We start from the raw sequence: 26,210 nt of genomic DNA on the forward strand, positions 1-26,210 counted from the left end.
GACAGCTCACAGGCAGCGGCATTCGCGGATCATCCCTCCGGTTGCTGGGTAAAGCTAAAACTCCAGGTACCGGATGCGACCCGGTAAACCGGTTCACCGGCGCGATTGCCCAGATACCGGGGCAAGCTCCGCGCACCCACGGGCAGCGCCCTCGCGCGGCAATTGCGAACGCCACGCGTGGGCACGACCACATCCCCCGTACAGTTGGCGGGAATCTGCACAGTGAGCCGAACGCGGCTGCCCGTGCGCTTCCAACCACTTCGAATCGCACCCGAGGCGCTATTGAAGCGGGCCACAACATACCGAAGTTGCGGGGCTATCCATGGCTGTATGACGATACGGCAGTATCCGCACGTTCCCGCAGGCTGTGAGATACCTGCCAGAAAGCGCTCATACCACTCCTCGATGTGGCCCATCATAAAGTGGTTTTGAGAAGCGCCGCTGGTCGGCCCATCCCAATTCTCGGTGAGTGTAGTGGCGCCGTGCGTCACCTGGTAGCCGTAACTCGGGCTTGCAGTCTGCAGCGCCATTTTCGTGACTACATCGGAGCGACCACCTTCGGCCAGTGCTCGCAACACAAAGCGATTGCCCACATCACCCGCCGTGGTGTGCCAGCCGCGCTGTTGGATGGCATCCACCAGCTTGTGAAGGATGCCGGCCCGCAGATTGTGCGGGATCAAGTGGCAGCAGAGGGCTATTGCGTTAGCGGCATCGCTGTCTTCGGCAATGGTCCCGCTTGCGGCATCGAGCCACGTGGCATCGAATGCGCGCCTCAGCGTGCGGTACCTGGCAGCATATTGCGCAGAGTCGGCCGGCCTTCCCACCAGTCTGGCGATGGCCGCCATAAGCTGCAGGTCCAGGCAGAAGGTTGCTGTGGCCGTGAGGCCAAGAGGCGTATTATGCGGCGCCCAATCTGCCCAGTCGCCGAGGCCATACCGCAGTACCCGTCCCCGCGAAAGCGACCATAGGTAGTTGGCATACCGACGCATGGTGGTGTAACTGCGGGCCAGTATCCTCCGATCTCCATACGTCCGCCACGCCTCCCAGGGTCCACAGATACACGCGCTGCCCCACTCGGGCGAATCCCGGAACCCATCTCCGAATTTCACGTACTCCGGTGCGATATCCGGAATCAGGCCGCCTGGCGTCTGGCTCGCGGCCATATCTCGCTCAATCTTCTCGTACAGTGGAGCACAGCCAAAGTTGAACATCACGCCCGGCCCCATCAGCCAATCCTGCTCCAGCCAGCCGAGCCGTTCACGGTGCGGACAGTCGGTGAGAATGCTCTTCATGTTGCTGCGGATTGCCCAAACGATCAGGTGGTGGACCTGATTGAGCAGCGTGCTGGAACAGCGAAACCAGCCGGTTTGTGGGGCCGCGGGCGTGAGTACCTCGGCCCTGACGCCGAGAACCACCGGCTCGCCATCCTTCTGCAGACCTGCGGGCGCCGCGCCGGTCACCTGCAGATAGCGGAAGCCACCGTAGCCAAACAGCGGTCGCCAGACCTCCGGCCGCTTCCCTCGCAGTGTGACCTGGTAGTAGACCGGGGCGCCTGTCTGGCTCTGGTCGGGCCGGCCATTCTTCAGCAGTTCGGACGGCGTGAGCCTTACGACGCTGCCGGGTGCACCCGACACTTCGATCCAGGGCACAGCCGAGCTGTTCTGGCCGAAGTCGTAAACCCAACCGTCGAGGTGCCGATCCGCCGCGGCGTCGTTTGATGCTTGGCCGAGCAGCGGCTGCGGAGGCTTCACAGGAGTCAGAACCCGATAGACGCGTTCAGGTGGCGTCATTTCGGCCTCCAGCCGTCCGCCTGGGCCATGTGTCCGGACGGCAGGATGCCAACGTTGATCCGGCTTGTATCCTGGATGCTTCCATCCGGACGGCGTTAGCCGCGCGTCGTAATCCTCGCCACCATAGATGCTGGAGAACGTAATGGGACCTGGGGCGGCCAACCATCCCTTGCTGGTTCCAATGTAGCGTGTTGCGCCATCCGGCATGTGGAGAGTGAGCTCGGCGATCAGCTTCGGCGGACCGAAGCTCCCGAGAAACTTTGAGTACCGGCCCGGTTGAACGTTGTACATGCCGTTACCCAGCATCACCGCGATCGAATTCGCGCCTCTCTGCACAAGCCGCGTCACGTCAAAGGTCCGGTACAGATCGGTCTTGCGGTAGTTCGTCCATCCCGGCTGCAGGAGGTTCCGCCCAGCGCTGTGCCCGCTCACCCACGCGGCGAACTGCCCGAGGCCGCAGATGCGCAGCGTAGCCCTTACCGGTTGTGCGGCCAGGTGGAATGCGTAGCGGAAAAGCGGCAGAGGTCCGGTTTCCGAGGCGCTCTGCTCAATCCAATGCGCGTGCCATTGGTCCCGCCGCAGCAGACCCACGCCAAACATGGCAACCGGCGACCACCGGGATACCGTGCCGCTGCGATCGCGCACCTGAACGCGCCAGCAAACTCGTTCGCGGGAATGCAGGGCACGGCCGCAATACACCAACTGATTCTGCTGGGCCGACGGTATCCAGCCACTGCTCCACAGTTTCGCCCTGCTCCGGGGGAAGCCGGCGGCTGCGTCCGCGCAATCGATCCGCCACGCGGTTTGGATCAGATTATGCGCGTTTGCCCGCGTAGGCGCCAGCTGCCAGCTAAAGCGTGGGTGGCGTGTATTGAGCGCAGCGGGGTTAGAGAGAAACTCGGTTCGCAGGTGAATGGGCCGGACGGTGCACGGCTGAGGCGCTGCTACCGCGGCCGTCACCACGGAAAAAGCCGCAGTCATGGCGATCAAGAGTGCCGGCCATTTGCGTGTCACTCGGCGGTCAGGCTCCGGTTGTAGGTTACCGCGTTCAATAGCAGCTCGCGCATTTCCGGTCGCTGAAGATCGGCTTGCGACTTCACTTTTACGTGGCGGCAGCTCTTGCCGGTACCCTCGAGGAGCGCTGCCGGGTCATGCACGAAGTTACCGCGTACGAACAGGAATGTAATGTGGCGGGTTGCTATCTGAAAGCCGCACAGCGGGCCGTGTGCGTTGTATTCGGGCACCGACCACGGGTTCAGTTTTTCGGTGCAATCCGGGACGACTTCCTGGATGAATCCGCGCACGGCCCGCGCCAGAGCCTGCATTTCGGCGGGGCCGGAGTTGATGTACTCGTCCACCGTTTCAGGTTTGCCTTCTGCCGCCATGGTCTCGATCTGCCTCCTCGTCCCGGCTCTTTGCACCGGTCGGCCTGGGTTACAATGGGTTGTGGATCACTACCTCGCCGAGTTCCGCAGCTTTGGCCGGCGTTGGGGCTTTGTGGCGCTGACTGCGCTGCTTCTCGCGCCTGCCGGCGGCCAGACTTTGCCGCGGGTGATCTGCCAGCGTCTTCAGTCCGGCGCCATCCAGCCGCAGTCAGCCGTGGATTCGAGCGGGCGCGTTCATGTGGTGTTTTACCGCGGCCCGGCACAGGCCGGCAACCTCTATTATGAACGCCTTGCGCAGGATGGCGCGGTGCAGGTCGGCCCAATCCGGGTCAATTCCGTACCGGGCACTGCCCTTGCCACCGGGACGGTACGCGCTGCACAGATTGCGGTTGGGCGAGGCGGAGCCGTCTACGTGGCGTTCAACGGCCTTGGGCCGAAGTCGGCGGCCGGCTATCCGGAAATGTACGAGGCGTTTACGCGTATACCTGCCGGGGGCAGCTCTTTCCTGCCGCAGCGGAACCTGGTATCTCGCGCCGGCGGGCTGGATGGTGGCGGCTCGGTAGCGGCCGACGGGCGTGGAAACGTTTGGGTTGCCTGGCATGCGCTGGCTGGCGCCCGCAGCGAAGCTCGCGCCGGAGTCTGGCTGGCGCATTCGCACGACGACGGCATAACCTTTTCACCGGAACACAGGATCGATCCTGGCGAATTGGGCGCCTGCGGGTGCTGCGGAATGCGAATGCTGGCGGGAGGAAACGGCCTGTTGGCTGTGCTGTATCGCACGGCGCGCGCCGGTGTGGAACGCGATACGATGCTCCTGGTTTCGCACGATGACGGCGCGTCTTTCAGCGCCAACATCCTGGACCGTTGGCGAATTAGCGCGTGCCCGATGAGCACCTACAGCCTGTTACTGTCCGCCGGAAGGCTGTTTGCCGCGTGGGAGACGCACGGGCAGGTACGCATGGCGCGAATAGGCGCAAATGGTCGCGCTGCGTATGCACCGGTGGGCCCAGCGTCCGATTCTGCCAGGCACCCGGTACTCGCGGCGGCACCCGATGGCACGATACTGCTCGCGTGGGCCCAGGGTTCCGGCTGGGAACAGGGCGGGAGCGTGGGCTGGCAGCTTTACCGACCGGATGGTACGCCATTGGGCGCGGCAGGCAGTGCTGCAGGCCTTCCGGTGTGGGGCATCGCGACCGGCTGGTACGACGGCAGTTCCGGCTTCCGACTGCTCTGGTGACCGGCTAGTGTCCGCCGTGCATCCTGTGCATCAACTGACCGCGCATCCGACCGCCCGCCTGTCGGTTCTGCGCGGCCTGGAGCGTCAGCTGACGCCCTTGCGGAGTTAAGCCTTGAATGTTCTGGAGGCGAGCGCTTACGGTGGATGGCGTAGCCGTGCCGCCCTTGCCACCACAACCGGAGGCAAGGGCGATTGAGAGAAGCAGCCCGGCTGCTATGCAGCGCGTTCTTATCACGGCTTCAGTACGGCGGGGGCATCAGCCCGGCCACGTAGATGTTCTTGTACCAGTTCAACTGCCCTCGCGCCATCGACTTGGTGTGCCCGTCGCAGAAGGTGAAGTTGGAAGAGTTGGTGTGCCGGTAGCGCGGGTAGGTACCGCAACCGCCATACGTGCCGTTACCGATAGCGATTTGGGCCGGCGTAGCGTCACAGTCACCGTAAATCAGATCGTAATGCTGGCCGTTCACGGAGCCCGGCGGGTTGCCCACGGTATCGGTCCATAGGTCCTCTTCCGGATAGAACATGCCGTACGTCCACTGGGCGTCATTCACGCCCTGCTCGTCCAGCTCTACGGTATCCGAGGGCGTCTGCAGATCGGCCAGACGGCCGGGCGGCGTAAGGGCCGTGCCGAAAGTCCAGCTCATAAGGCCGTCGGGCATCAGGGCGTAGTTGCCACCATAGGGCACGCCATAGATCGGCTGTGGGTAGGAGGGGCAAACGTAGACGCCGTCGACACCCCAGGTGTAGTTGCCGTACCGGTCACCATTCTTGATGTACGGATAGAGAACATCGGTCCAAAAGATCAGCGATGTATCGTCGGGCGCGCCGCCCGTCATATACGCGTCGTACTGATCCATGGGGAACGTTTCGTCGTAGTCTTCCACATACAGGCCAAACGCAAGTCCAAGTTCCTTCTCGTTGGAGAGGCAAACAGTCTGTCGGGCCTTTTCTCGGGCTTGTGCAAACACGGGAAACAGGATTGCCGCTAATATAGCAATAATAGCTATAACTACTAGTAATTCGATGAGTGTGAAGCCGGCACGCCGGCGGGGAGAAATGACCTGCTGCGCTGCAGCCATAGTTTTGCCCTTTCAATGCCGATAGTACTGCCGACCACGGTGCGTGGTTGCCGCGCACTACGCGCCGCAACCGTGTGGACGATACCACATCCGAAGCGTTTCATCAGAGACGAAGTATTGTGGCGATCCATCGCGGCCGCTGGGAGCGGCTCGCTGAGGGGTATGGCTGCGCATTGGGAGGGTATGCCGGCTGCCGCGGCGCCGGCTCTACCGCCTACCGCAGCGTTTTGAAATCGCGGAATACCGGCTTGGGGAGCCAGGAGGACATGTGCGTTGGTATACGGTCCCGCGTTACGGCAATACCCGGACGACCGTTTGCAGGCCGACTACCAACACAGCGGGCGACAACGGTACGGACTCTCGCTTGCAACCCGGCAGGCTCAATCGATCCGTAGAGAACAAAAGCGGGGATGACGGGATTTGAACCCGCGACTTCCTGCGTGACAGGCAGGCACTCTAAACCGCTGAGCTACACCCCCACAGTGCGAGCGATAGTATACCGCGAAGCGGTTCTGCAGGGTCAACGCCTGCATCTGCTAATGCGTTCGAAATGCTGCTGACGCTGCTTCATCCACCAGCCACACCAGGTCGCCCGCTTGTGGCATCACGCCGCAGGCCGGATGGAGCTCGGGGTTACAGGGCCCGTTGACCACCTGGTTGACAATACGCGCTTTAGCGGCGCCGGTCACCAACAGTACTACGCAGGTTGCGGCGTTGATGAGCGGATAGGTGAACGTGATCCGATCAACCGGCGGCGGCAGTGTTCCCGGTGCAGAGGCCACAACCCAGCGGTCGGTGACATTCAGCGATGGGTTGCCTGGAAAGAGCGATGCGGTGTGGCCGTCATCTCCCAACCCGAGAAAAATGAGGTCAAACGATGGCGCGGGTCCCGGCGGCAAGCCGAACTCCTCACCGATTTCACGTTCGTAGCGAGCGGCAAGTTGCTCCGGCGACTGCTGCGGTACCCAGGCAGGATGCAGGTTTTCGGGTGGGACCTGAAGGCTATTGACAAACAGCGCGGCTGCTGCGCCCCAATTGCTCTCCGGCTGACTGATGGGCACGCACCGCTCATCACTGACGAAGATGTGCGTGCGTGACCAATCGATTTGCGATGCGACCTCCGGCCTGGCCAGCGTGCGATACATGGCGCGCGGGGCATTACCACCGGATAGTGCGAGGCGGAAGCTACCACGCGCGGCGATCGCTTCCGCAGCCAGTTCGGCAACCAGCTCGACGGCGGAGTCGGCGACCTCTTGCAATGTGGGCGAAACAACGACCCGTTTCATGAATGCGACTATACCCGGAGGCGCTCAGAGAGCGAACCCATCGGTGTGCGCGAACATCCAAACTACCTGCAGGGCGCGTGACGGCGCGCGTGTGCGGCATTTCCGAACGCAATTCGCGATACCGGGTACACTCGGCGCCAGTCTGTATCTCGGCTGGCGACGCCTGCGGGCACGGCAGCGATGTGACACGTCGAAAGGACCGTTTTTATGCGACTCAAGCTTTTCCCGCTGTTTGCCTGCGCCGCGCTGGCCGCTTCGGCCGCAGCGCTGGCAAGCAACACGCTCAATGTAGGCGACATCGCCCCACCGCTCAAGGTGATCAAGTGGGTGAAGGGCACTCCGTTCACCAGTTTCCAGCCGGGCAAAGTATACGTGGTGGAGTTTTGGGCCACGTGGTGCGGGCCGTGCAAGGAATCGATTCCGCACATCACGCAGCTGGCTGCACAGTACAAGGGAAAGGTGACCTTCACCGGTGTGGATTCGTTTGAGCACCTGAAGGATCAGGCAACCACGCTGAGCACCGTCACCAAGTTTGTGGACAGCATGGGCGCCAAGATGAACTACAACGTAGCCGTAGACGGCATGGATGGCTACATGGGGAAGAACTGGATGGTAGCTGCCGGCGAGAACGGCATACCCACAGCATTTGTTGTGGGACGCACCGGCAAGATTGCCTGGATCGGCCATCCGATGAATCTCGGCCCGGTACTGCCGAAGATCCTGGACGGCACGTTCGATTCAAAGGCATTCGCCGCGCAGCGCACGGCCGAGCACCAGAAGGAGCAGGAGTTTACCGACGCGATGAAGCCGGTTGGCCAGTTCGCGGGTTCAAATCAGCCACAGCAGGCGCTGGACGCGCTGAACAAGGTGCTGGCGGAGCACCCGGACTACGCCGACCGGGTGGCGCCATTCAAGTACTCGCTGCTGCTCCACACCAACGAGGCAGGCGCCTACGCATTTGCGCGCCAGCTGGAAGCGGGCACTTACAAGGATAGCGCCGGCGGATTGAATATGCTGGCGGCCAACATCGTTGCCGACCCCTCGCTCAAGACTCCAGACTACAACCTGGCGCTGGAGTTGATCCAAAAGGCGGATGGGTTAACCACGCACAGCAATCCGGGAGTATTGATGACGCTGGCTGCCACCTACTCCAAGCTGGGCCAGAACGACAAGGCCGTAACGGCGCAGCAGGACGCAATCAAAGCGCTCGATGCTTCCGGACAGGCGACTGCGGATGACAAGGCTCAGTTCGCCGCAACTCTGAAGCAGTATCAGGACGCCGCGTCCAAGACGCACACGAAGTAACGGCTCTGGTACGTGGCATGAGAATGATGCGAAGGGCGGGGCCAGCGGCACTTTTGCTATCGGCGCCCGCCCTTTGCATGGGTCTCGCCCACTCGCGCATTGCCGCGCCACCCACGCTGAACATCGGTTCGCAGGCGCCCGCGATCAGCGGCGTTACGTGGCTGCATGGCGGGCCGGTAACGCGTTATGTGCCGGGTCACATCTACGTGCTCGAGTTCTGGGCAACCTGGTGCGAGCCATGCAGGCAGACGTTTCCCTATCTCGCCGCTCTTGCTTCCCGGTACCACGGCAAGCTCACCGTGGTCGCCGTCGACTCCTTCGAGCGCGTCACGCCGGGCGGCGCTTCGGCGCCCGCGCTGGTCAAGCGATTTGCCTCCGGCATTTCGGGCGGCATGCCATACCCCATCGCGATCGATGGCCCAGAACGCACGATGGCGCGGCAGTGGCTGCTGCGCTCCGGTGAGACCGCCATTCCGGTGGCGTTCGTTGTGGATGGGCGTGGGAGGCTGGCATGGGTCGGCTTTCCGATGAATGTAGGGCCCGTTGTGCAGGCAATGGCCGCAGGTACCTGGAACCTGGCGGCGTTTGCCCGGCAGCGCAACGCGGCGAACGCAGAGGACGCCGCAAAGCAGAGCGTACTGACGGCTGTAGCCGTACTGGTACGTGCAAACAAACCCGGTCCGGCGCTGGCGACGCTGAACCGTGGAATCACAGCGCACCCCGCACTGGCGCCTGGTTTCGGCCTCCTGAAGTTTCATCTGATGCTGATGGCAGGCGATCCGAACGCCTGCAACTTTGGCCTGAAGCTGGCGGAAAGCCAATACGCGGCCGACGCCAACACGCTGGACCAGATTGGCACCGCGATTGTAAAAAGCCGGCGAGTAAAGAATGCCAACTACAAGATTGCGGTGGAGATTGAGGACCAGGCGAACCAGTTGAGTGGGCGCACCAGCTGCGTAATGCTGGATGACCTGGCGGCGGCACGGTTCAAGGCCGGCGACGCAGCAGGCGCAGCCGCGGCGGAGCGCGAGGCGCTGGATCGGGCCGGGGCCATCCAGGTGGTCGGCCAGCCGTCCGGCGGTAGCGGCAAGTCTGAGGCTGAGGACCTTGCCATACAGATTCGGCAGCACTTCACCAACCGGCTCAACTTCTATCTTGCCGCCGCACGATCGCGAAAGTGAAGAAACGATGACTTCTCCCGTCCATCGAGGCTCTGCCTGGCTGCGCCTCCTCGCCGCACTACTGCTCGCCCCGGCTTGTGGGTTGACGCTTCAGGGCTGTGGCGCACCGGCGTCGGCCGGAACGCGGCAGACCGTACCGCCCGGAGAGTCGCAATGGCTGCCCCCAATCGCGACCTTGCACCCGCCATTCGTCCCGACGTTCCACGACGAGCACATCGCACTTCGCATTGACGTCGACCCAGCGGGCGAGACGATCACCGGCGCGGCCAGCCATACCATTACTGCGCTGGCGACGCCGCTTTCGCGGATCCAGCTGGATGCCGGCGCCGAACTACAGATCCGATCCTGCGCGATTGATGGACGCCCCGTACCGTTTGTTCACCAGCAGGAGAGCCTCGTTGTCAAGCCGGTACGGCCGATTCCGGCCGGCCACTCTGTAACGCTCCATATCGCGTGGACGCTCACCGGCGGACCTGCGAACGCCGGGCCAAACGGTACGCTCGGCTGGAAGTGGGTTGAGCCGGGGCTGCGATCGGGGGTAGCCGCGGTTGGGTTCTGGACTCAGGGTGAAACGAACGGGAATCACCTGTGGGCGCCGATGGTCGACCATCCCAATGTGAAGACCACCGTGGATGAGATCGTTACCGTGCCGGCCGGCTGGGCGTGCATCGGGAACGGCAGTCTGGTCAGCGACGTGTCGCATCGCGGAGCGGGCACGCACACCATCCACTGGCAGTTGAAGGAGCCTATCGCAACATATTTGATCTCGCTGGCAGGCGGCGCGATGGACGAGAAGCACACCGAGTGGCATGGCATCCCGTTGACCTACGCCGTTCCGGCCGGCCAGGGCGCGGCGCTGGATGCCTCCTTCGGCAACACGCCCGACATTCTCTCGTTCTACACCGGCGTGCTGCATGTGGCGTTTCCGTGGCCAAAACTGGCTCAGACGGCTGTCCCCGGGTTCAACGGCGGCATGGAAAACGCAAGCGCCATCACGTACGGCACGTCCATACTCTCGAGGCCGGGCGCGGCCAACTACCCGTCCTCGTACTTCACGTCGCACGAAATCGCGCATCAGTGGTTTGGCGACCTGGTCACCTGCAAGGATTGGGGCGATATCTGGCTGAACGAGGGTTTTGCCACCTTTATGCAGCTGCAGTACTTCCGGCACGCGTTTGGTAAGGCCGCATTTGACGGTGCACGCGAAAACGACCTCAGGACGGTGCTCGCGGAAGCCACCCGGTACGAGAGACCGCTGAGCTGCCTGACCTACAGACAGCGAGATATGCTCTTTGACTCGTGCTCCTACCAGAAGGGCGCGCTGGTTCTGGACTTGCTGCGGCGCACAATGGGTGACACCAGATTCTGGCACGCCATACGACTGTACTTGACCCGTTACCGGTTCGGCAATGCCAATTCGCGCGATTTCGAGCGTGCAATGGCACAGGGCGGGGGCATGGATCTCAGCACATTCTTCCGCCAATGGGTGTTTCTGCCCGGTCATCCAATCATTTCCGGCGAATGGACATGGAACGCTGCCACCGGCCACGTGGTTGTAACGGCGGAGCAGCGCACCAGCATTGCATCCGGTCCGGCAGTCTGGAACGTGCCTCTGAAGATCGCCGTCGATACCGCTGGCGGCAAAACCGCCGAATTCACGGAGACCTTTGACCAGGACAACCAGAGTTGGTCGCTACCGGTAGGCGCGCACCCAACCGCGGTACGGCTGGACCCGGACCACATCCTGCCGGGCGAAGTGGAGCAGCCGAAAGAAGGCGCCGCCGGCTGATGCCGGTTCGGGCGGCTCGGTTGGAGGATATAGGCGCGCGTTTGCCGAACTCGGTGGCATCAGCGCGCGTCTTTGTACCGCCGCATTCGTTAACCGCAACCGGCTTGAGGGTTGCTTGCTTCAAGGAAGTACCGCTATGTTCAACCGCATTTCCAGAGCTGCCTTGTGTGTTGGGGCCGTGTGGCTTGCTGCCGGCATGGCGGCGCCGGCTTCCGCCCAGTTTATGGGTCCAAGTGGCCAGAAGCCATGGGAGCCGCCGTTGGCGCATCTGCACTACGCTCGCAACCGTGATTACCATGACAAGCATCTGAAACTCGTTCTCACGGTGAACCCGGCCTCGCACTCCATCTCAGGTGTTGTAACGCACACGCTGGCGCCGCTGCGCGGCGGGCTAAGCAAGGTGGAGATTGACGCGGGCGACGATCTGAATATCCTCAAGTGCTCCATCAACGGCGCTTCAAAGCCATTTGTTCATCAAGACAATCAGCTGATCATCGACAACGGCTCGGCTCTTCAGCGTGCGCAGTATGTGACGGTAGGCGTGCGCTACACCATGACGAAAATGGGCGTTCGTGGCGGGCCGAGCGGCTTTTTTGGATGGTATTGGATCGATCGGGATCCCTCGCAGCCCACACGCGTTCCGGGCTTCTGGACGCAGGGTGAAACCGACGGCAACCATCTGTGGGTTCCGCTTTACGACTATCCCAACGACAAATTGACTTCCGACGAGATTGTGACGACACCGGCGAACTACGAGTGCATCGGAAACGGAGCTCTCGTCAGTGATACGGTAAACGCCGCCGCGCACACGCGCACGGTACATTGGCAGATGAAGCTGCCGCATGCCACCTATCTGCTTTCGCTGGTTGGCGGCGAGTTCGATATTCAGCATGCGGTCTGGCGTGGCGTGCCGCTCTACTACGTTGTGCCGAAGGGAATGGGCTGGATGATTCCGGGCAGCTTTGGCAATGTGCCCGATATTCTCAGCTTCTACAGCGACACGTTGGGATATAAGTATCCCTGGCCGAAGCTCGCCTGCGATGCAATGCTCGATTTTGGCGGCGGCATGGAGAATGTCAGCGCGATCACTTTTGAAGCGAACGCGCTCAGCGGCATGCGCTCCGGCCACTACGCAATGTCGAGCCTGACATCGCACGAGATCGCGCATCAGTGGTTCGGCGATACCGTTACGTGCAAGGACTGGGGCGACATCTGGCTGAACGAGAGCTTTGCCACATTTATGCAAATCTCGTACACCCGGCACCTGGATGGCAAGGACGCCTTCGATATCGACCTCAACAACAACGTGAACGAGTATCTGGCGGTTGCGCATCGCTACCAGCGACCGCTGCGCGATCTGATGTACTCCGACAAGAACATGATGTTCGATGGGTTCACCTATCCCAAGGGCGGTGTCATTCTCAACATGCTGCGGCTGTGGATGGGTAACGGACCATTCTGGCGCGGGCTTGGCTACTACCTGCGTACCAATCAGTTCACTCCCGTGGATACGCATGATCTGGAGAAGGCGCTTACCGTAAGCAGCGGCATCAACGTATCGCCGTTTTTCGACCAGTGGGTTTTTAAGCCGGGGCATCCGGTGCTGCAGTTCGATTGGTCGTACGACGATTCGGCGCACACCGTGTCGGTTGATGTACAGCAACTGCAAAACACCGATGACGGTACACCAATCTACAACGTACCCCTCACCATTGGCCTGCTGGATGGCGCCACATGCCTGCGCAAGACCGTGACACTGGATCGGAAGCGGCAGACGTTTGAATTCTCAACGGCGACGCGCCCGGCGGCTGTGCTCCTGGACCCGGACCACCACCTGCTCAAGGAGATGAAGTCGGATGGCTGGAGCGCCGACGAACTGGCGCCGATTCTGCTGCATGCGCCGTGCGTGGTGGATCGCATCGAAGCCGAGACGCAGCTCACCAACCCGAGCCAGGATGGCACGGCATCAGCGAAACTGCCAGATTCGGTAGCGCACCTGTTGGCCGAGGCTCTTAAGACCGAGACGAGCGATCACGCCGCGGCGATCTACCTGGTAACCTTGGGAGACAATGTCCAGCCATGGATGCGGCCCGTATTTCGCGCCGAAGCCCTCAAGACCGGTGCTCCTCAAACGGAGGCGACCGCGCTGGCGGCGCTAGGCAAGATGAGCCCAACGCCGGAGGATATCAAGTTAGAGCGCGCCGCAGCGATGAGCGATACGGCAACGTACGGTGTGGTTGAGGCCGGCATCAATGCTCTGGGAAACTGGGATGCGCTGAACAACCTGGACGTGTTCCAGCATCAAGTGAATGTCCGCTCACCGTACGATGCCCTGGCAAACACGGTGGTCAACATTCTTTCGAACAGCAACAGCGACCGCGAGGCTCCGATATTGATACCCGCTGCCGTGGGCGCCTTCCACTCGGTGAGCGTGCGATCCAACGCCATCAGCGCGCTGGCGCACCTGCCCAAAACCGACACGCGCATCAACTCCGCGCTGGTCTCGATGCTGAAGAGGTCGGAGCCGCCCGATATCGAGGTGAATGTGATTGACGCGCTGCGCATCCGGCGCGCGCGTTCTGCAATGCCGGCGATTCGTGCTTTAGCGGCGAAGACCACAGTACAAGCGGTCAAGGACTCGGCCCGGACCGCTCTGGACACGCTTTCCCGGTAGCGGCTGCTGGGCTGTTTGCCCACCCGCCGATGCGCGCAGTTGTGCCCAGCCGGCGTCATGCCAACTCGCCAACCGGTTCCCGGCGCCTGCTGCGTGGGCAGCGCAGCAGCCACGCCAGAGTCGGTCATGCGGTGTGATAAGATAGAAGTCGTTCTGCCGCGAGACGCAGGACCGTTGCTTTGCCGGGGAGGTCGCAAAATGAACAGGGGATGGAGCTTTTTGGCGCTGCTTGCTTGCTGCGCGCCGGTGGGTTTGGCTCGTGGCGCGGCCGCGCCGCGGCCGCAGGCGAAGCTCAAGACCAACTTTACGTTCGTTGTCTACGGAGATACTCGGGGCGGATACGCCGTGCATCGGGCAATTGTTGCCGATATCGTGAAGCTGCACCCGGTGCTGGTACTGCAGACCGGCGACCTGGTTGCCGATGGCCGCAGCGCCCGGCTCTGGAGGATCTACGATCAGATTGTGGCGCCACTGCATCAAAACCACATCCTCGTCTACCCAGCCAGGGGCAATCACGACCTGGGCGGCAATGGGTACGAAGAGCACGTCACCGATCCGTTTACATCCGGCACGAAGCTGCACTACTCGCTGGACTACGGCAACTGCCACTTTGTATCGCTCGACAGTTTTGAAAAGTACGGCGCCGGCAGTCCGCAATACAAATGGCTGGAGAGCGATCTCGCTGCGGCCGACAAGGCTTCGCAGCACATCTTCGTCTTCTTCCACGTCTCATCCTGGTCGGTTGGCCTCCACGGCGACAGCCTGCCCGCACAGAAGTGGTTGGATCCTCTTTTTGAGAAGTACCACGTGCGGGCGGTGTTTTCGGGGCATGACCACATCTACTACCGCACGGTGCGTAACGGCATCACCTATGTGGTCACCGGTGGTGGCGGCGCGCCGCTTTACCCGGTGGATGCGGGCAAGGGAGAGATAACGGGCGACGTGGCTGAGAGCGTTCACAACTACGTGGTCTGCAAGGTGCGCGGAAACGTGATTGTGGTTACAGCGTACCGGCTCGACGGATCGGTCCTCGACGACTTCACGCTGCACGCTCCCGGAACCATCGGCTACTGACACTCCGCGGCGGCCGAATCGTAAACCGGAGAGTTGGACGTGCGCTGCCGGCAATCACTCGGGCGCCGGTGGCGCCTTGCGTGAGTCTCGCGCTCCCGATGGCCTCAGTGGACGGATAAGCCGCTTGCGGTTCGACCAGGTGGTCACCGTAGTCAAGCCACAATCTATGGCGAGCTCTGCCACGGTCTGGTATTTCCAGCCGAGCTGGTCGGGATGGTGGGCGTCGGAGCCGATTGAGAGCAGAGTGCCGCCCAGGTCCGCATAGCGGCGCACCGTATCGGCGCACGGATAGGTGACGCCGATACCCTGGTGCAGGCCGGCAGAGTTGATCTCGAGGGCGCAGCGCTTCTTCACGGCGAGGCGCAGCACGTCGTTGGTTTCGTCCTCCAGGCTGCCCGCTTCCGGCAGGCCCCAAACGGCCACTCCGCGACGGTTTGCATACTCCATGTGGCCAATGATATCGAACAGGCCGGCCGCCACCGAATCGCGCACCGCGGCGAGATAGTCGCGCCATGCCGTGTAGGCTGTTCGGCCGGCGTTGTACTCCGGCGTCATCAGCATCTTTCGATCGACGTAGTGCACGCTGCCAATCACAAAGTCAAACGCGTGCTGCTGCAGCCAGATCCCGATCTCATCTTCAAACCAGCGTTGGTAGTCGATCTCGATACCGGCCCGGATCGTCAACCGGCCCTCATATCTCTCCCTGGCCTTCTGGATCGCTTTCATCCACAGCTGGTACTGGAAGTAATCCACAACAGGATCTTGCGGATCGAAGTCCTTATGCTCGGAAAAGCCGATCTCATCCAGGCCTATTTCGATAGCTCGTCGGCAGTGCTGATCGATGGTGGCGCGGCCGTCGTGCGAGAACCGGCTGTGCACCTGATAATCGACAGCGGTGTAGTTACCTATCATCCTTCCGTTAGTAGTCGCCGAAATTCGCCGGATCGGGTCCGGTGGTATCGGCGCTCACGATACGCCACCTTCGCACCCGCACCAGGCCAAACCATGTGGCAACCGAGACGCGGCGCAGCCGAAGCACGATATGGCCGGTATAGTCCTGCGCCTGATACTCCTTCCGGCTTTCGTTGATGCCGAGGTCAAACTCTGCGATCATCTCCGGGCCGCTGGGCACAATCGAGATGTGGTTCATTTCAATCTGCAGCGTTCCGGCATCATTCATCCCGCGATCTACCAGCCTCTCGAATTGATCGCGGTTCATGCTGGTTACCCGCATGTTCGACTGCGTTGCGAAGGCGTTCATCACGCCGCCGGTATCCTTGTGCTCGGCTGCGGTTTTGAGGCGGCTCAGCAAAGCGCTGACCTGCTGCTGCGGCGTACCGCCGGAGCCGGCGCCGGCAATGCTATAACCCACGCCAAGGATGACCGAGATGACGCCGGCGGCTGCCAACAGGAGCCAGGAGTTTCGTCGCATCGCTTACCCTTCAAGATCGAGCCGGACGGATCGCCAGCGATTCTACACGCCGCGACACAGGGCGTCAAGCGCACGCGTTGCCTCAGCCAAAACGTGACCGAACTGCAATCGTTGCACCATGTAAGAACCTGACCTTGCGCCAAAACGGTTTTGCGGTCTGACGGCAGGCAGCGCGGCACGCGCGACGCTTCGGAAGCACCTGCCCGGTCATCGCGCAATGAACATCGCGAGCGCACAGCGCATCAAAAGAGCGACGTAAACTCCGGATCGAGCAGAAGCGGACCATGAATTTGCCTAGCCTGACGGCGCGACAACCGGCGCCGCAGGAAGTTCAGCGTGCGAATCGGCTTCCATCAGCGGACAGCGCCGGCGTGACGCCTGGAAACGCCGGATGGTATGCTTCGCGTATGACCGACATGCCCGCGCCGCCGAGCCAGGCGGCTACCGACGAGCAGCTTTTCCATCGCATCCGGAAGGGCGAGCAGCGGGCGTTCGGCGAGTTGGTGGATCGGTATGCCGACAAGATCTATCGCCTGACCCGGCGGTTCACACAGAACGCGACCGAGGCGGAAGACCTGTCGCAAGACATTTTCATAGCTGTTTACACCGGTATCCCGCGGTTCCTTGGCCGAAGTACACCCGGAACGTGGATCTATCGGATTGCGATGAACCAGTGTTTGGAGTATCGCCGCAAGCGGCGAATCGAAACGCTCCCGCTGTTCGAGGAGGTAGCGCTCTCAGCCGCGGCTACCGAAGCGGGACCGGAACAACTGGCGGAGAAATCGGAACTGCGCAGGCGTATCGAGCGTGCGCTGACGCACCTTTCGCCGCTTCACCAGCAGGTGATCCTGCTGCATGAACTGCACGAGCTGACATACCAGGAGGTGGCCGCGATGCTCGGTATACCGGTAGGGACCGTAAAGTCACGCCTGGCGAATGCCTTTCAAAAGCTCCGCCCGCTTCTGGCGGACTGCGCGGACGACGGAGACGAGTCAAGATGACACGCACGCAGGTTGGCGACAGCTGTCCGAACGGAATGGCGGCTGAGATCAAGGCGCTTGCGGATGGAGAGCTGCACGGCAGGCGGCAGCGCCGCGCCGAGGCGCACCTTGAGCGATGTGAGGCGTGCCGCAGCTGGGACCAGTGGTTGCGCATGGCTGCCGTGGAGCTTCGCCGTACGGATACCGAAACCGCTTCCGCCGCGCTCCGAGCCCGCATTATTGCGGCCGCCCGCTCGCACCCGGCTGAGCGGCTTGCCGTGCAGCCGCGCCGTCGCGCGCTGCTTGCGGGCGCCGGCCTTGTGCTGGCAGCGGCCGCTGCTGTCGCTGCGCCTGGTTTAATCCATCGGCTGGCGCAGCGAACCCTGCCTGCGCACCGCACCGCAGCGCCGACCTCGCCGCTGCCGCCGGTGCGGGTTGCGCTCCCGTCGCGTGTTCCGCAGACGCCAACGGCCCTCAGTCCGGATGAGGTCGCCGTCAACCGCGAAGCCGAGCGCCTGTACCGAGCGCGTATGCAGGCAGCCGCGCAAGCGGCAAACTCCGCAAGTCGCCCCGCGCCTCACCGTTACGCTTTTTCTGTACCGGTCTCCAGCGGCTCCGACGCTCGCGCCGCGCTCTTGGGCTGGGCAGCGCAAAGTGGGGCGCGGCTTGAGAGCATCCACTTCCAGCCGGCACGTCCGGCGGCATTGAACAGCGGAGGCATTGGTGCTCCGGCCGATATTCGGGTTCTAATGCGCACAAGCACGCGGCGACTGCCGCAACTCCGGAAGTTGCTGGGGCAGCTTACGTTACCGGCGGCCGCGCCCGACAGCGCATCCCGTCCGCCGGTTTCGCCGGGACCGGCCCCCACGGCCGTCGTGGAGATTCCGCCGCCACACAGCGTAAAGGCGGCCGCTGTAGCCGCTGCACCGCGAGCGGGCGGGGGCCCGCCGATACGGGTCCTGGTAATCCTTCGCTTGCCGGTCGCGCCGGGCAAATAACGGCGCCAGGATGGAGCATCCCGGCACGCGATTGGAGGCGGCCGGTGCATGCGGGCCGCCACGGCAACATTTCAGACCGGGTACATAGGTAGCAGCCTGGCTCTGTTGCTTGCGCAGCGCCGATGTACCGAGCTCCTCACCGGCGCGGAAGTAGAAAGGCTACGCAGCGCGATCGCGTTGAGACCGCGGGCAGGGGACCTAAGGCAAAGCTGCCGGCGCTGAGGCGAACCGGATGCGCCGGCAAAACAAAGTGCGGTGAGTCGTCAGTCCGCCGATTTGGGCGGACTGTGGATGGTGGTCGCCGGCGCGGCATCGCCGGCGGCTTTCTGCCGCGGCTGCCGCTGGAGCACACCGATTTTGCGCAGGATGCCGGCGACCGGGTCGAAATAGCTATCCACCACGCGCTCCTTCATCGGGATAATCGCGTTGTCGGTAATGTGGATATGTTCGGGACATACCTCCGTGCAGCACTTTGTGATGTTGCAGTAGGCCACGCCCGCCTCGTTGTGCAGCTGCTGCCGGCGGTCCAGTGTATCCATCGGGTGCATTTCAAGCCCTGCGATACGACACATCTGCCGAGGGCCAAAGAAGGCGTCGGTGCGCTGATGTTCACGCAGCACATGGCAGACATCCTGGCATAGGAAGCACTCAATACACTTGCGAAACTCCTGAACGCGCTCCACATCTTCCTGCTGCAGATCGAACGGCGCACCGCCTCGCGCCGGGTCGGGCCGCAGCGGAGGGATGCGGGCGTTTACCCGATAGTTCCAGCTTACATCGGTAACAAGGTCCCTCACGTGAGGAAAAGTGCGCATCGGCCCGACCGCGATGTCGCCTTCCGGAAAAAGATCGACGCGTGTTTTACACAGCAGCCCAGGCACGCCGTTGATCTCAGCGCTGCAGCTTCCGCACTTTGCCGCTTTGCAGTTCCAGCGGCATGCCAGCGTGCCATCCGTATGCGCCTGGATGTAGTGTATCGCATCCAACACCACCATGCCGGGTGTTACCGGCACCTCGTAGTCTGTGAGGCTGCCGACGCCGTGCGCGCCGCGAAACACGTGGAGGGTTATCGATTCCATGAATATCCCTTTCAAACGGTCCGGTGTTTCAATGTTCCTGAAACAGCGCCTTCAGATGCTCCGGCATTGCAGGCAGCGGCGACTCGACAACGGCGGGCTGACCATCGCGCCGGTGGACGACCAGGTTTTTGGTCCCCCATCCTGCGTCGTCGCGTTCGGGGAAGTCGATTCGCCACTGTGCGCCCCGGCTCTCTTTGCGCTCCAGCGCACAGAGCACGATGATCTCAGAGACGGTGAGCATCGAGACCAGATCTCTGGTGGCATGCCACCCCGGGTTGTACTCACGGCCACCGGGGGCAGCCAGTCCCTCGGCTCTTTTCTGAAGCTCGCGGACTTTGTCCAGAGCGATCTTCAATCCGGCTTCCTCCCGTGCGATCATAGCGTTTTGCTGCATCGTCTCCTGGAGTTCCGCGTGCAGTGCGTACGGGCTTTCGCCTCCAGACTTACCGAGCGGCTTCAGCATCTGCTCCTGTCCATCGGCGATCTGGGCGGGATCCAGTTCCGCCAGACTCTTTCCGGCGGCCCATGCAGCCGCTCCATCGCCCGCGCGCCGGCCAAAGACCAGTATGTCGGAGAGCGAGTTCCCGCCCAGGCGGTTGGCGCCGTGAAGGCCGCCGGCTACCTCACCGGCAGCGAAGAGCCCGGGAACGGTGGCAGCGGCGGTTTCCGGATCGACCCGAATGCCTCCCATGGTGTAGTGGACCGTTGGATATACTTCCATAGGTTCCACGGTGATATCCACGTCACCCAACGCGTGAAACTGGTCGTACATGCTGGGCAGCTTCGCCTTGATATACTCGGCGCCGCGCTGCGAAACATCCAGGAAGACCCCACCATGTTCACAGCCGTTGCCCGCCTTCACCTCTCGATAGATGGCGCGTGAGACCACATCGCGGGGTAGAAGCTCGGGCGGACGACGGAACCGTTTCTTATCGTCGAGCCACCCGGCCGCCTCCTGCTCACTCTCGGCAAACTGGCCGCGATAGAGCTCGGGCATATACTCCGGCTTGAACATAAAGCGCTCACCGCGGCTGTTGCGCAAAATGCCGCCCTCGCCCCGCACGCCTTCGGTGACAAGGATGCCGCGCATGCCGGGCGGCCATATCATGCCGGTGGGGTGAAACTGCATCATCTCCATGTCGATGAGTTCGGCCCCTGCCTCGTACGCCAGGGTTACTCCGTCGCCGGTACCTTCCCACGAGTTACTGGTGAAGCGGAACATCCGGCCCCATCCACCGGTAGCCAACACAACTGCTTTAGCGCGAAAGGTTACAAAGCGCCCGGTTTCGCGGTGGTAACCGAGGGCGCCAACAACCACCCCGCCGGCGGTGAGCAGACGAACCAGCGTCACCTCCATGTGGACGTCCATGCCCGCGCCGACGGCTTTATCCTGCACGGTGCGAATCAACTCAAGGCCGGTGCGGTCACCTACGTGATTCAGGCGCCGGTACTTGTGTCCTCCGAACGGACGCTGCGCAATGCGGCCTTCCGGCGTACGATCGAATACCGCGCCGTACTGCTCCAGCTCAAAGACGCGGTCGATGGCTTCATGGGCAAATATCTCCACCATCCGCCAATTGTTCAGGAACGCGCCGCCCTTCATCGTGTCGACGAAGTGCGTCTCCCATCCATCGGGTTCCAACTCCCCGTCGCTGGAAACCATGTTGCCCAGCGCCGCGGCAACTCCGCCTTCGGCCATCACGGTGTGCGCTTTTCCCAAAAGCGATTTGCAAACCACACCAACCCGGCAACCGGCCTCGCGCGCGGCGATGACGGCTCGCAGCCCGGCGCCACCGGCGCCCACCACCAGAATGTCGTAATCAAACGCTTCGCATGGTTCCATATTGGCTAGAAGAACCTTATGTCGATAATGTGGCCCGTGCACACCAGCCAGATGTACAGGTCTGCCACGCCTACGGATACCAGGCTCCACATGGCAAATCGGCCGTGGCGCTCATTGAGAAAAGTCACCTTCTTCCACAGCCCGTGCCGTGTGTGGTTGGTGAGCTGGCACGAGAAGCAGTTGATGTTTCCGCCGATGAGGTGCCGCCAGGAGTGGCAGCCGAAAGTGTAGCCGCTCAGGAGGACGATGTTGGCGAGGAGCACCAGCGAGCCAACCCCGACGCCGAAGTGCAGGCCGCCGTTTGGGCCGGCGAAGATAAAGCCGTCCAGGGCGTCCTTCCACAGGATCACAATGAAAACAACGGCTGCGTAGAAGGCGAAGCGGTGAAAGTTCTGGGCGATCAGCGGGAAGAACCGCTCGCCGGTGTACCGCTTGAACCTGCGCTTTCTCAGCGGCTCGGGCTCGGAGATCGCGCAACCGGCGGGATCGAGCAGGTAGGCGCGGTAGATCGAGCGCCGGTAGTAGTAGCAGCTCAACCGGAACGACAGCGGGAAGATGAGGATGAGCAGCGCGGGCGAGATGCCGAATCCGGCAAGGTGCCACGGCAGGTGGATCGTGGGCGAATAGAACGGCGAAAGGTAGTGGCTAAAGCCGGCGAACACATGGCGGAGCGAGTAAGAGGCCACCTGCATCTGGCCATCCGAGGGCTGGGTTCCGGTGGCGTAAAAATTATTCTGAAAGGCGCGGAACGTGGTCCACACGCCGAATAAGCTGAATGCACAGAAGAACCAGAGTGTGCCGCCCCACCAATTGTCTTTCCGCTGGAGCGCATCGACAGGGCCCGCGGAGGCGGTATCCGGTACGGAAACGTCGCTCATAGCATCTCCTCGCCGAGCAAACACGGCCGCAGCGCGCTTGGGCGCGCCTCATAATACTCTATGCACGCGCGGTATGCTATTCTATTTCGTCATATCAGTTATTAGTGCGCCTAATGGAATTACGCGATCTCAAACTTTTTTGCAAGCTGGTGGAGACGCGGTCGTTTACTAAAACGGCCGCTGCCAGCTGCGTCACGCAGTCGGCGGTCAGCCAGCGAATCCAGGCGTTGGAAGAGGAGCTGAAGCAGGCTCTGCTCATACGGCGTCGTGGACGTGGGGCGGTCGGCATCACCGACGCCGGGCAGGCGCTGTACGATGATGCATCGCACGTGGTAGCCGGCGCCGAGCAGATTCTCGAACGGTTCAGGTCGAGCGACTCGCTGGGATCATCACAGATTCGCGTCGCCACGGTCTATTCCGTTGGGCTGCACGCTCTGCCTCCACGCATCAAGCCGTTTCTGCTGCGCAATCCCGATCTGAAGCTGCATCTGGAGTACAGCCGGACGGACCGGGTTTACGAAGCGGTGTTGGCCGGCAGCACCGACGTGGGAATCGTAGCGTGTCCGTCGGCACGACAAGGCGTGGAAATCCGCTCGTTCGGCCTCGAAGAGATGGCGCTGGTCTGCCCGCCGGAGCATGAGCTTTCGCATCGCCACCACGTTGGGCTCTCGGACCTCGGGGGTCGGGCCTATGTGGCCTTTGCCGCCGATATTCCCACGAGGCGCCTGGTGGATGAGCGGCTTGCCGCCGCGGGGGTTCTTGTGAAGGTTGTGGCGGAGCTGGAGAATGTGGAGACGATCAAGAACCTCATTGAGATCGGCGCGGGAGTGGCGCTCCTGCCGGAAGTTACGGTGCGGCGCGAGGTTCGCGCAGGTGATCTGTGCCTGGTACCGCTGGCGGAAACCGATCGCTTTGCCCGTCCGACCGGTGCGCTGCTGCTGGCCTCCCGTTTTCGCAGCCGTGCAGTACAGGCCTTTCTGAAGGAGGTCTGTTCGCAGCAGCCGGCTCTACCGGATTGACCCGGCCCTACAGAAGTCGCGGCCAATCGACCTGTTTGGCATCCATCACCGGGCCATCCCAGCAGGCGCGGAGCGCCACGCCGGAACTGGAAGCCACCGAACAGGCGTTGCAATAACCGATGCCGCACGGCATCGGCGCGCTTACGGAGACCTGGCAGGGAACCGCGCGCCGCGCCGCTACTTCCGCCACGGCGGCCAGCATCCGGTTAGGCCCACAAGCGGCAATCCTGGCAGAAGCCGGCGAGCCCTCATCGAGCACCTCTTCCAGCACGCGCCGCCACGGGGCCGGATCGTTCTGCGACAGGTCGTCGGTTGCCGAACGCAGCGTCACCGGCATGCTGCCGAATTCCTCCATTGCCACCAGCGCTTCCAGCGAGCGTGCCGCATTGATGACGACGATGCGGTCCGCAGCGCGGTCCGAACGCGCAGCCAGAAAGTGTAGAGGCGCGGCGCCGGCGCCGCCGGCCACAAGAATCAGTCGCGTCGTGGCGTCAGGCGGCATCTGGAACGCGCGGCCAAGTGGACCGGTCACAGTGAGCAAAGCGCCCTGTTCCACCGTGGACAGCGCCGTTGTAAAGGGTCCTCGCGGCGCGTAGCGAATGGCAACCGATCCACGCGATATGTCGCTGTCAAAAATACTGAATGGCCGCCGGTATGCGCTGCCGTCAGGTTCGAAGCGGTGCAGGACGAGAAACTGACCCGGCAGCGCGGTTGCGGCTATCGCCGGCGCATCCAGCCAGAGCGTGTGGTGTCCGCGCTCGCCGCTGTTGCTGAGAACGCGGGTTTCCAGGTGATGCCGCTGTGCCGGCCCGCTGCGCCTCTCCGGCTGCGTCATGATCCGCCCGAATAGCCGTTCATGGCGGCGTCGAGCCGGCACGGTTGAGCTGCAGCCACTCTCCCCCTGCGTGCTTACCGGCATCCAGGGTGATCATCTGCCAGCCTGGTACTGCGACGGCAAGCGACGTCTGGCTGTTGACGTAGAGGCCCTTCACGCCATCCGGCAGCTGCCAATGGCGGATACCCGGCCCTTCACGCACCGCAAACTGACCGGCCGGCACGTAGACACTGAACTTGAGCCGGGCGCCGGGCGCGATGGTGGCGGGCGGCGTGATGCGCAGCACATTGGCGCCGGCAACGGCGAGTTTGGCGCCACGCAGGAAGTCGATGGCATGCGGCTCTGCTTCTTCTCGCGTTGGCGCGGTCAGGGCGAGAGCGTTCAACAGCACCCGGCTGCCATACACCGCATCGATGTAACAGACCAGCCCGGTGTAGGCATCCATCCCTGCCGCGTCGCGCCGCTGCAGCGTGTGCTCGTCCGGTCCGGTGCGCATTTCATCGCGCAAAAGTGGCGTCACCTGCTTTTCGAGATAGCCGTTCAGTTGTGCCGGAGTAACAAACGGAATCTGGTCAGCCGGCAGCGCTCCGCTTGCAGCGTCCTGGGCTACCCACATCAGCAACAGACGCTGGCCGAGGTATCCGTTTGCCCACGCCTCGGGCGATGTGAAGCCGGTAATGCCCGGCAGCGCAAAGTGGCCGTACTCATGCGCGGTCTCTCGCGCCCACTCGGTAGGCGAGCGCTGGGCGAAGAGGTTGAACAGGTAGATCTGGTCCTTGAACTGCTCGCCACCGGTATCCTGAGCCAGGCCAACCTCGTCGGCGGCCGTGAGCCAGACGCTCACCGTCGGCTGGTCATCTGGATGATCCATGTGCAGGCGGCGGTAAATCTCGGCGTGGAGCAGCAGCAGCATCCGCGCGACGCTGTCGGCAATAGCGGCGCCGGAGGCATCGGGTGCGTGCACCACGAACCGCCGTGACCAGGATTGAGTCGCGCCACCGCCCGAATCCGGCTGCGGAGCGTAGACGCCTATTGCAACATGATACACCTGGCTGTACCGCGCATCCGAGGCCGGCGGCGAGCCCGTATCGGTGATCAGCAGCCCGCCGAAAGCGCCGGAAATCACGTGGGCTGCCGCGCCGAATCCAGCAAGGTCCGAGTGGGACACCGAGCCGGGGAGCTGCGCCACAACGGCAGATGGCATGGCAAGCGCAGCGGCCAGCAGTAGGGCTGTAGTCGCCAGACGTGGGTTCACGTCGCGGCCGAACCGAAATCTGGAACGGGCATCGATTCGCCTCCGCGCAGCGCCGATTGGTGCGCCACGATGCCGGGAGCCGTGCAGGCCACCGCCTCATACACGTCGATCAGTGGGCGGCGGCCCTCGATGAGCGCGCTGATGAACTCGTGCGTGAGGTGTGGATGCGATCCGCCATGCCCGCTGTCGTGTCGCAGCGGCGCCGGCAGCCGGTCATAGAAATCCGGCACCGTCACCGCAGAGGCCTCGCGTCCAACGCAGCAGGTTGATGGCTGGCCGGTTGGTGAGGCCATTAACAACGACAACTGGTCTCCAAACCATGTGGCGCGCTCCACTTCCGGGTGACCCAGGTGCCAGCCGACGATCATCCGCGCGGCATGTCCACGATCGGTTTCAAACAGCGCCACCTCATTCCAGAATGGGTTGTTGTAGGCGTTATCGGCCAGTATTGGGCTGTCATCGCCCCAACCGATGCACTGCACGCGCGACAGGCGTTCACCCGTGACGCACACCAGGAATGCTGTTGAGTGCGTTGGATAGTGCATCGGCGGGAGACCATATCGCCAGCTGCGTTCGCCTTGCGACCACATGTACTGCTGCTCCAGCCCTTCGTGCCAGTACTCGCCTTCCACGTAGAAGATCTCGCCGAACTTCCCCTCCCGGTACCAGTCGCGGGCCAGAATCACCTCACGACGATAGCAGCTCGTCTCGGCCATCATGTATGTGAGGCCGGTCTCGCGCACGGTGTCTACCAGCTCCTCGCACTCCTCCAGACTGAAGGCCGCCGGCACAGCGCACATCACGTGCTTGCCCGCCTTGAGCGCCTGAACCGCGTGCGGCCCATGCATCGGCGCGGGCGTGAAGATTGCCACGGCGTCTACGCCGCGATCTGCAAGCAGCGCTTCCATGGACCGGAACGGCCGGGCGCCGGGAAACTGCGCCTGCAGGAGGGCGAGACGGTCCTCCCGCTGCTCGGCGATTGCCGCCACGACGCAATCGGGATGCTCGTGAAACGAGAACTCACGGGCGAATCCGCCTCCTACGATTCCGATGTTTATTGGTCTGGACATAATGGGCGTTTCAGTGTACAC

21 protein-coding genes and 1 tRNA gene are annotated in these 26,210 nt (G+C 62.6%); 9 read left to right on the plus strand and 13 right to left on the minus strand.

Annotation, left to right across the window (positions count from 1 at the left end):
• Positions 1–29: 29 nt before the first annotated feature.
• Both KGJ62_00570 and KGJ62_00575 read right to left on the minus strand, forming a co-directional pair.
• The gene (locus KGJ62_00570) at positions 30–2,804 is read right to left on the minus strand and encodes a family 78 glycoside hydrolase catalytic domain (GenBank protein MDE2125067.1); all 2,775 of its coding nucleotides are present in this window, start codon (positions 2,802–2,804) and stop codon (positions 30–32) included.
• Entirely contained in the window at positions 2,801–3,175 is a 375-nt protein-coding gene (locus KGJ62_00575; protein MDE2125068.1) for a DUF1801 domain-containing protein, read from the minus strand. The genes KGJ62_00570 and KGJ62_00575 overlap by 4 nt, the downstream gene beginning before the upstream one ends.
• Before the next feature lie 61 nt (positions 3,176–3,236).
• Between KGJ62_00575 and KGJ62_00580 the strand changes: the two genes are divergently transcribed.
• A complete protein-coding gene (locus KGJ62_00580) occupies positions 3,237–4,412 on the plus strand; it encodes an exo-alpha-sialidase (protein MDE2125069.1) in 1,176 nt (391 codons plus the stop codon).
• A gap of 239 nt (positions 4,413–4,651) precedes the next feature.
• On the opposite strand, the gene KGJ62_00585 is transcribed toward KGJ62_00580, so the two are convergent.
• From KGJ62_00585 to pgl, 3 genes are all read right to left on the minus strand, one after another.
• Positions 4,652–5,491, minus strand: coding sequence for a prepilin-type N-terminal cleavage/methylation domain-containing protein (locus KGJ62_00585; protein MDE2125070.1), 840 nt, complete (start codon positions 5,489–5,491; stop codon positions 4,652–4,654).
• Positions 5,492–5,896: 405 nt separating this feature from the next.
• Positions 5,897–5,970 (minus strand) — tRNA-Asp (locus tag KGJ62_00590).
• A gap of 57 nt (positions 5,971–6,027) precedes the next feature.
• Positions 6,028–6,777, minus strand: a complete 750-nt coding sequence (gene pgl, locus KGJ62_00595; protein MDE2125071.1) for a 6-phosphogluconolactonase — start codon at positions 6,775–6,777, stop codon at positions 6,028–6,030.
• A gap of 207 nt (positions 6,778–6,984) precedes the next feature.
• On the opposite strand from pgl, the gene KGJ62_00600 reads away from it, so the two are divergent.
• The 5 genes from KGJ62_00600 (at position 6,985) to KGJ62_00620 (ending at position 14,800) form a co-directional block, all read left to right on the plus strand.
• Complete coding sequence (locus tag KGJ62_00600; protein MDE2125072.1) at positions 6,985–8,082, plus strand: redoxin family protein; 1,098 nt, start codon at positions 6,985–6,987, stop codon at positions 8,080–8,082.
• A gap of 23 nt (positions 8,083–8,105) precedes the next feature.
• Positions 8,106–9,263: a TlpA family protein disulfide reductase gene (locus KGJ62_00605; GenBank protein MDE2125073.1), complete on the plus strand. Its 1,158-nt coding sequence runs from the start codon at positions 8,106–8,108 to the stop codon at positions 9,261–9,263.
• A gap of 7 nt (positions 9,264–9,270) precedes the next feature.
• Positions 9,271–11,052 carry a M1 family metallopeptidase gene (locus KGJ62_00610; GenBank protein MDE2125074.1) on the plus strand — a complete coding sequence of 594 codons (1,782 nt, stop codon included), beginning with the start codon at positions 9,271–9,273 and terminating at the stop codon, positions 11,050–11,052.
• 136 nt (positions 11,053–11,188) lie between these two features.
• Positions 11,189–13,726: a hypothetical protein gene (locus KGJ62_00615; protein MDE2125075.1), complete on the plus strand. Its 2,538-nt coding sequence runs from the start codon at positions 11,189–11,191 to the stop codon at positions 13,724–13,726.
• 198 nt (positions 13,727–13,924) lie between these two features.
• A complete protein-coding gene (locus KGJ62_00620; protein ID MDE2125076.1) occupies positions 13,925–14,800 on the plus strand; it encodes a metallophosphoesterase in 876 nt (291 codons plus the stop codon).
• A gap of 54 nt (positions 14,801–14,854) precedes the next feature.
• On the opposite strand, the gene KGJ62_00625 is transcribed toward KGJ62_00620, so the two are convergent.
• Both KGJ62_00625 and KGJ62_00630 read right to left on the minus strand, forming a co-directional pair.
• Positions 14,855–15,712 carry a histidinol-phosphatase gene (locus KGJ62_00625; protein MDE2125077.1) on the minus strand — a complete coding sequence of 286 codons (858 nt, stop codon included), beginning with the start codon at positions 15,710–15,712 and terminating at the stop codon, positions 14,855–14,857.
• Positions 15,713–15,719: 7 nt separating this feature from the next.
• Positions 15,720–16,232, minus strand: a complete 513-nt coding sequence (locus KGJ62_00630; protein ID MDE2125078.1) for a hypothetical protein — start codon at positions 16,230–16,232, stop codon at positions 15,720–15,722.
• 407 nt (positions 16,233–16,639) lie between these two features.
• Here KGJ62_00630 and KGJ62_00635 point away from each other — a divergent pair, with 407 nt between their 5' ends.
• The gene (locus KGJ62_00635; GenBank protein ID MDE2125079.1) at positions 16,640–17,233 is read left to right on the plus strand and encodes a sigma-70 family RNA polymerase sigma factor; all 594 of its coding nucleotides are present in this window, start codon (positions 16,640–16,642) and stop codon (positions 17,231–17,233) included.
• A complete protein-coding gene (locus KGJ62_00640) occupies positions 17,230–18,210 on the plus strand; it encodes a zf-HC2 domain-containing protein (protein MDE2125080.1) in 981 nt (326 codons plus the stop codon). Before KGJ62_00635 ends, KGJ62_00640 begins: the two co-directional genes overlap by 4 nt.
• Positions 18,211–18,473: 263 nt before the next feature.
• Here the strand turns inward: KGJ62_00640 and KGJ62_00645 are convergent, their stop codons facing one another.
• The 3 genes from KGJ62_00645 to KGJ62_00655 are packed head-to-tail and all read right to left on the minus strand — an operon-like array spanning position 18,474 to position 22,010.
• Positions 18,474–19,289 carry a succinate dehydrogenase/fumarate reductase iron-sulfur subunit gene (locus KGJ62_00645; GenBank protein ID MDE2125081.1) on the minus strand — a complete coding sequence of 272 codons (816 nt, stop codon included), beginning with the start codon at positions 19,287–19,289 and terminating at the stop codon, positions 18,474–18,476.
• 28 nt (positions 19,290–19,317) lie between these two features.
• The gene (locus tag KGJ62_00650; GenBank protein ID MDE2125082.1) at positions 19,318–21,132 is read right to left on the minus strand and encodes a fumarate reductase/succinate dehydrogenase flavoprotein subunit; all 1,815 of its coding nucleotides are present in this window, start codon (positions 21,130–21,132) and stop codon (positions 19,318–19,320) included.
• Positions 21,133–21,137: 5 nt separating this feature from the next.
• Positions 21,138–22,010 (minus strand): succinate dehydrogenase, encoded by an 873-nt coding sequence (locus KGJ62_00655; protein ID MDE2125083.1) that lies wholly within the window; start codon positions 22,008–22,010, stop codon positions 21,138–21,140.
• 113 nt (positions 22,011–22,123) lie between these two features.
• Between KGJ62_00655 and KGJ62_00660 the strand changes: the two genes are divergently transcribed.
• Positions 22,124–23,029, plus strand: a complete 906-nt coding sequence (locus KGJ62_00660; protein ID MDE2125084.1) for a LysR family transcriptional regulator — start codon at positions 22,124–22,126, stop codon at positions 23,027–23,029.
• 7 nt (positions 23,030–23,036) lie between these two features.
• Here the strand turns inward: KGJ62_00660 and KGJ62_00665 are convergent, their stop codons facing one another.
• The 3 genes from KGJ62_00665 to KGJ62_00675 are packed head-to-tail and all read right to left on the minus strand — an operon-like array spanning position 23,037 to position 26,189.
• Entirely contained in the window at positions 23,037–23,864 is an 828-nt protein-coding gene (locus KGJ62_00665; GenBank protein MDE2125085.1) for a hypothetical protein, read from the minus strand.
• 19 nt (positions 23,865–23,883) lie between these two features.
• Positions 23,884–25,119, minus strand: coding sequence for a hypothetical protein (locus tag KGJ62_00670; GenBank protein MDE2125086.1), 1,236 nt, complete (start codon positions 25,117–25,119; stop codon positions 23,884–23,886).
• A complete protein-coding gene (locus KGJ62_00675) occupies positions 25,116–26,189 on the minus strand; it encodes a Gfo/Idh/MocA family oxidoreductase (GenBank protein ID MDE2125087.1) in 1,074 nt (357 codons plus the stop codon). The genes KGJ62_00670 and KGJ62_00675 overlap by 4 nt, the downstream gene beginning before the upstream one ends.
• Between the last annotated feature and the right edge of the window lie 21 nt (positions 26,190–26,210).

The sequence above is a fragment of the Armatimonadota bacterium genome (assembly GCA_028871815.1).
Lineage (GTDB): Bacteria > Armatimonadota > Chthonomonadetes > Chthonomonadales > Chthonomonadaceae > REEB205.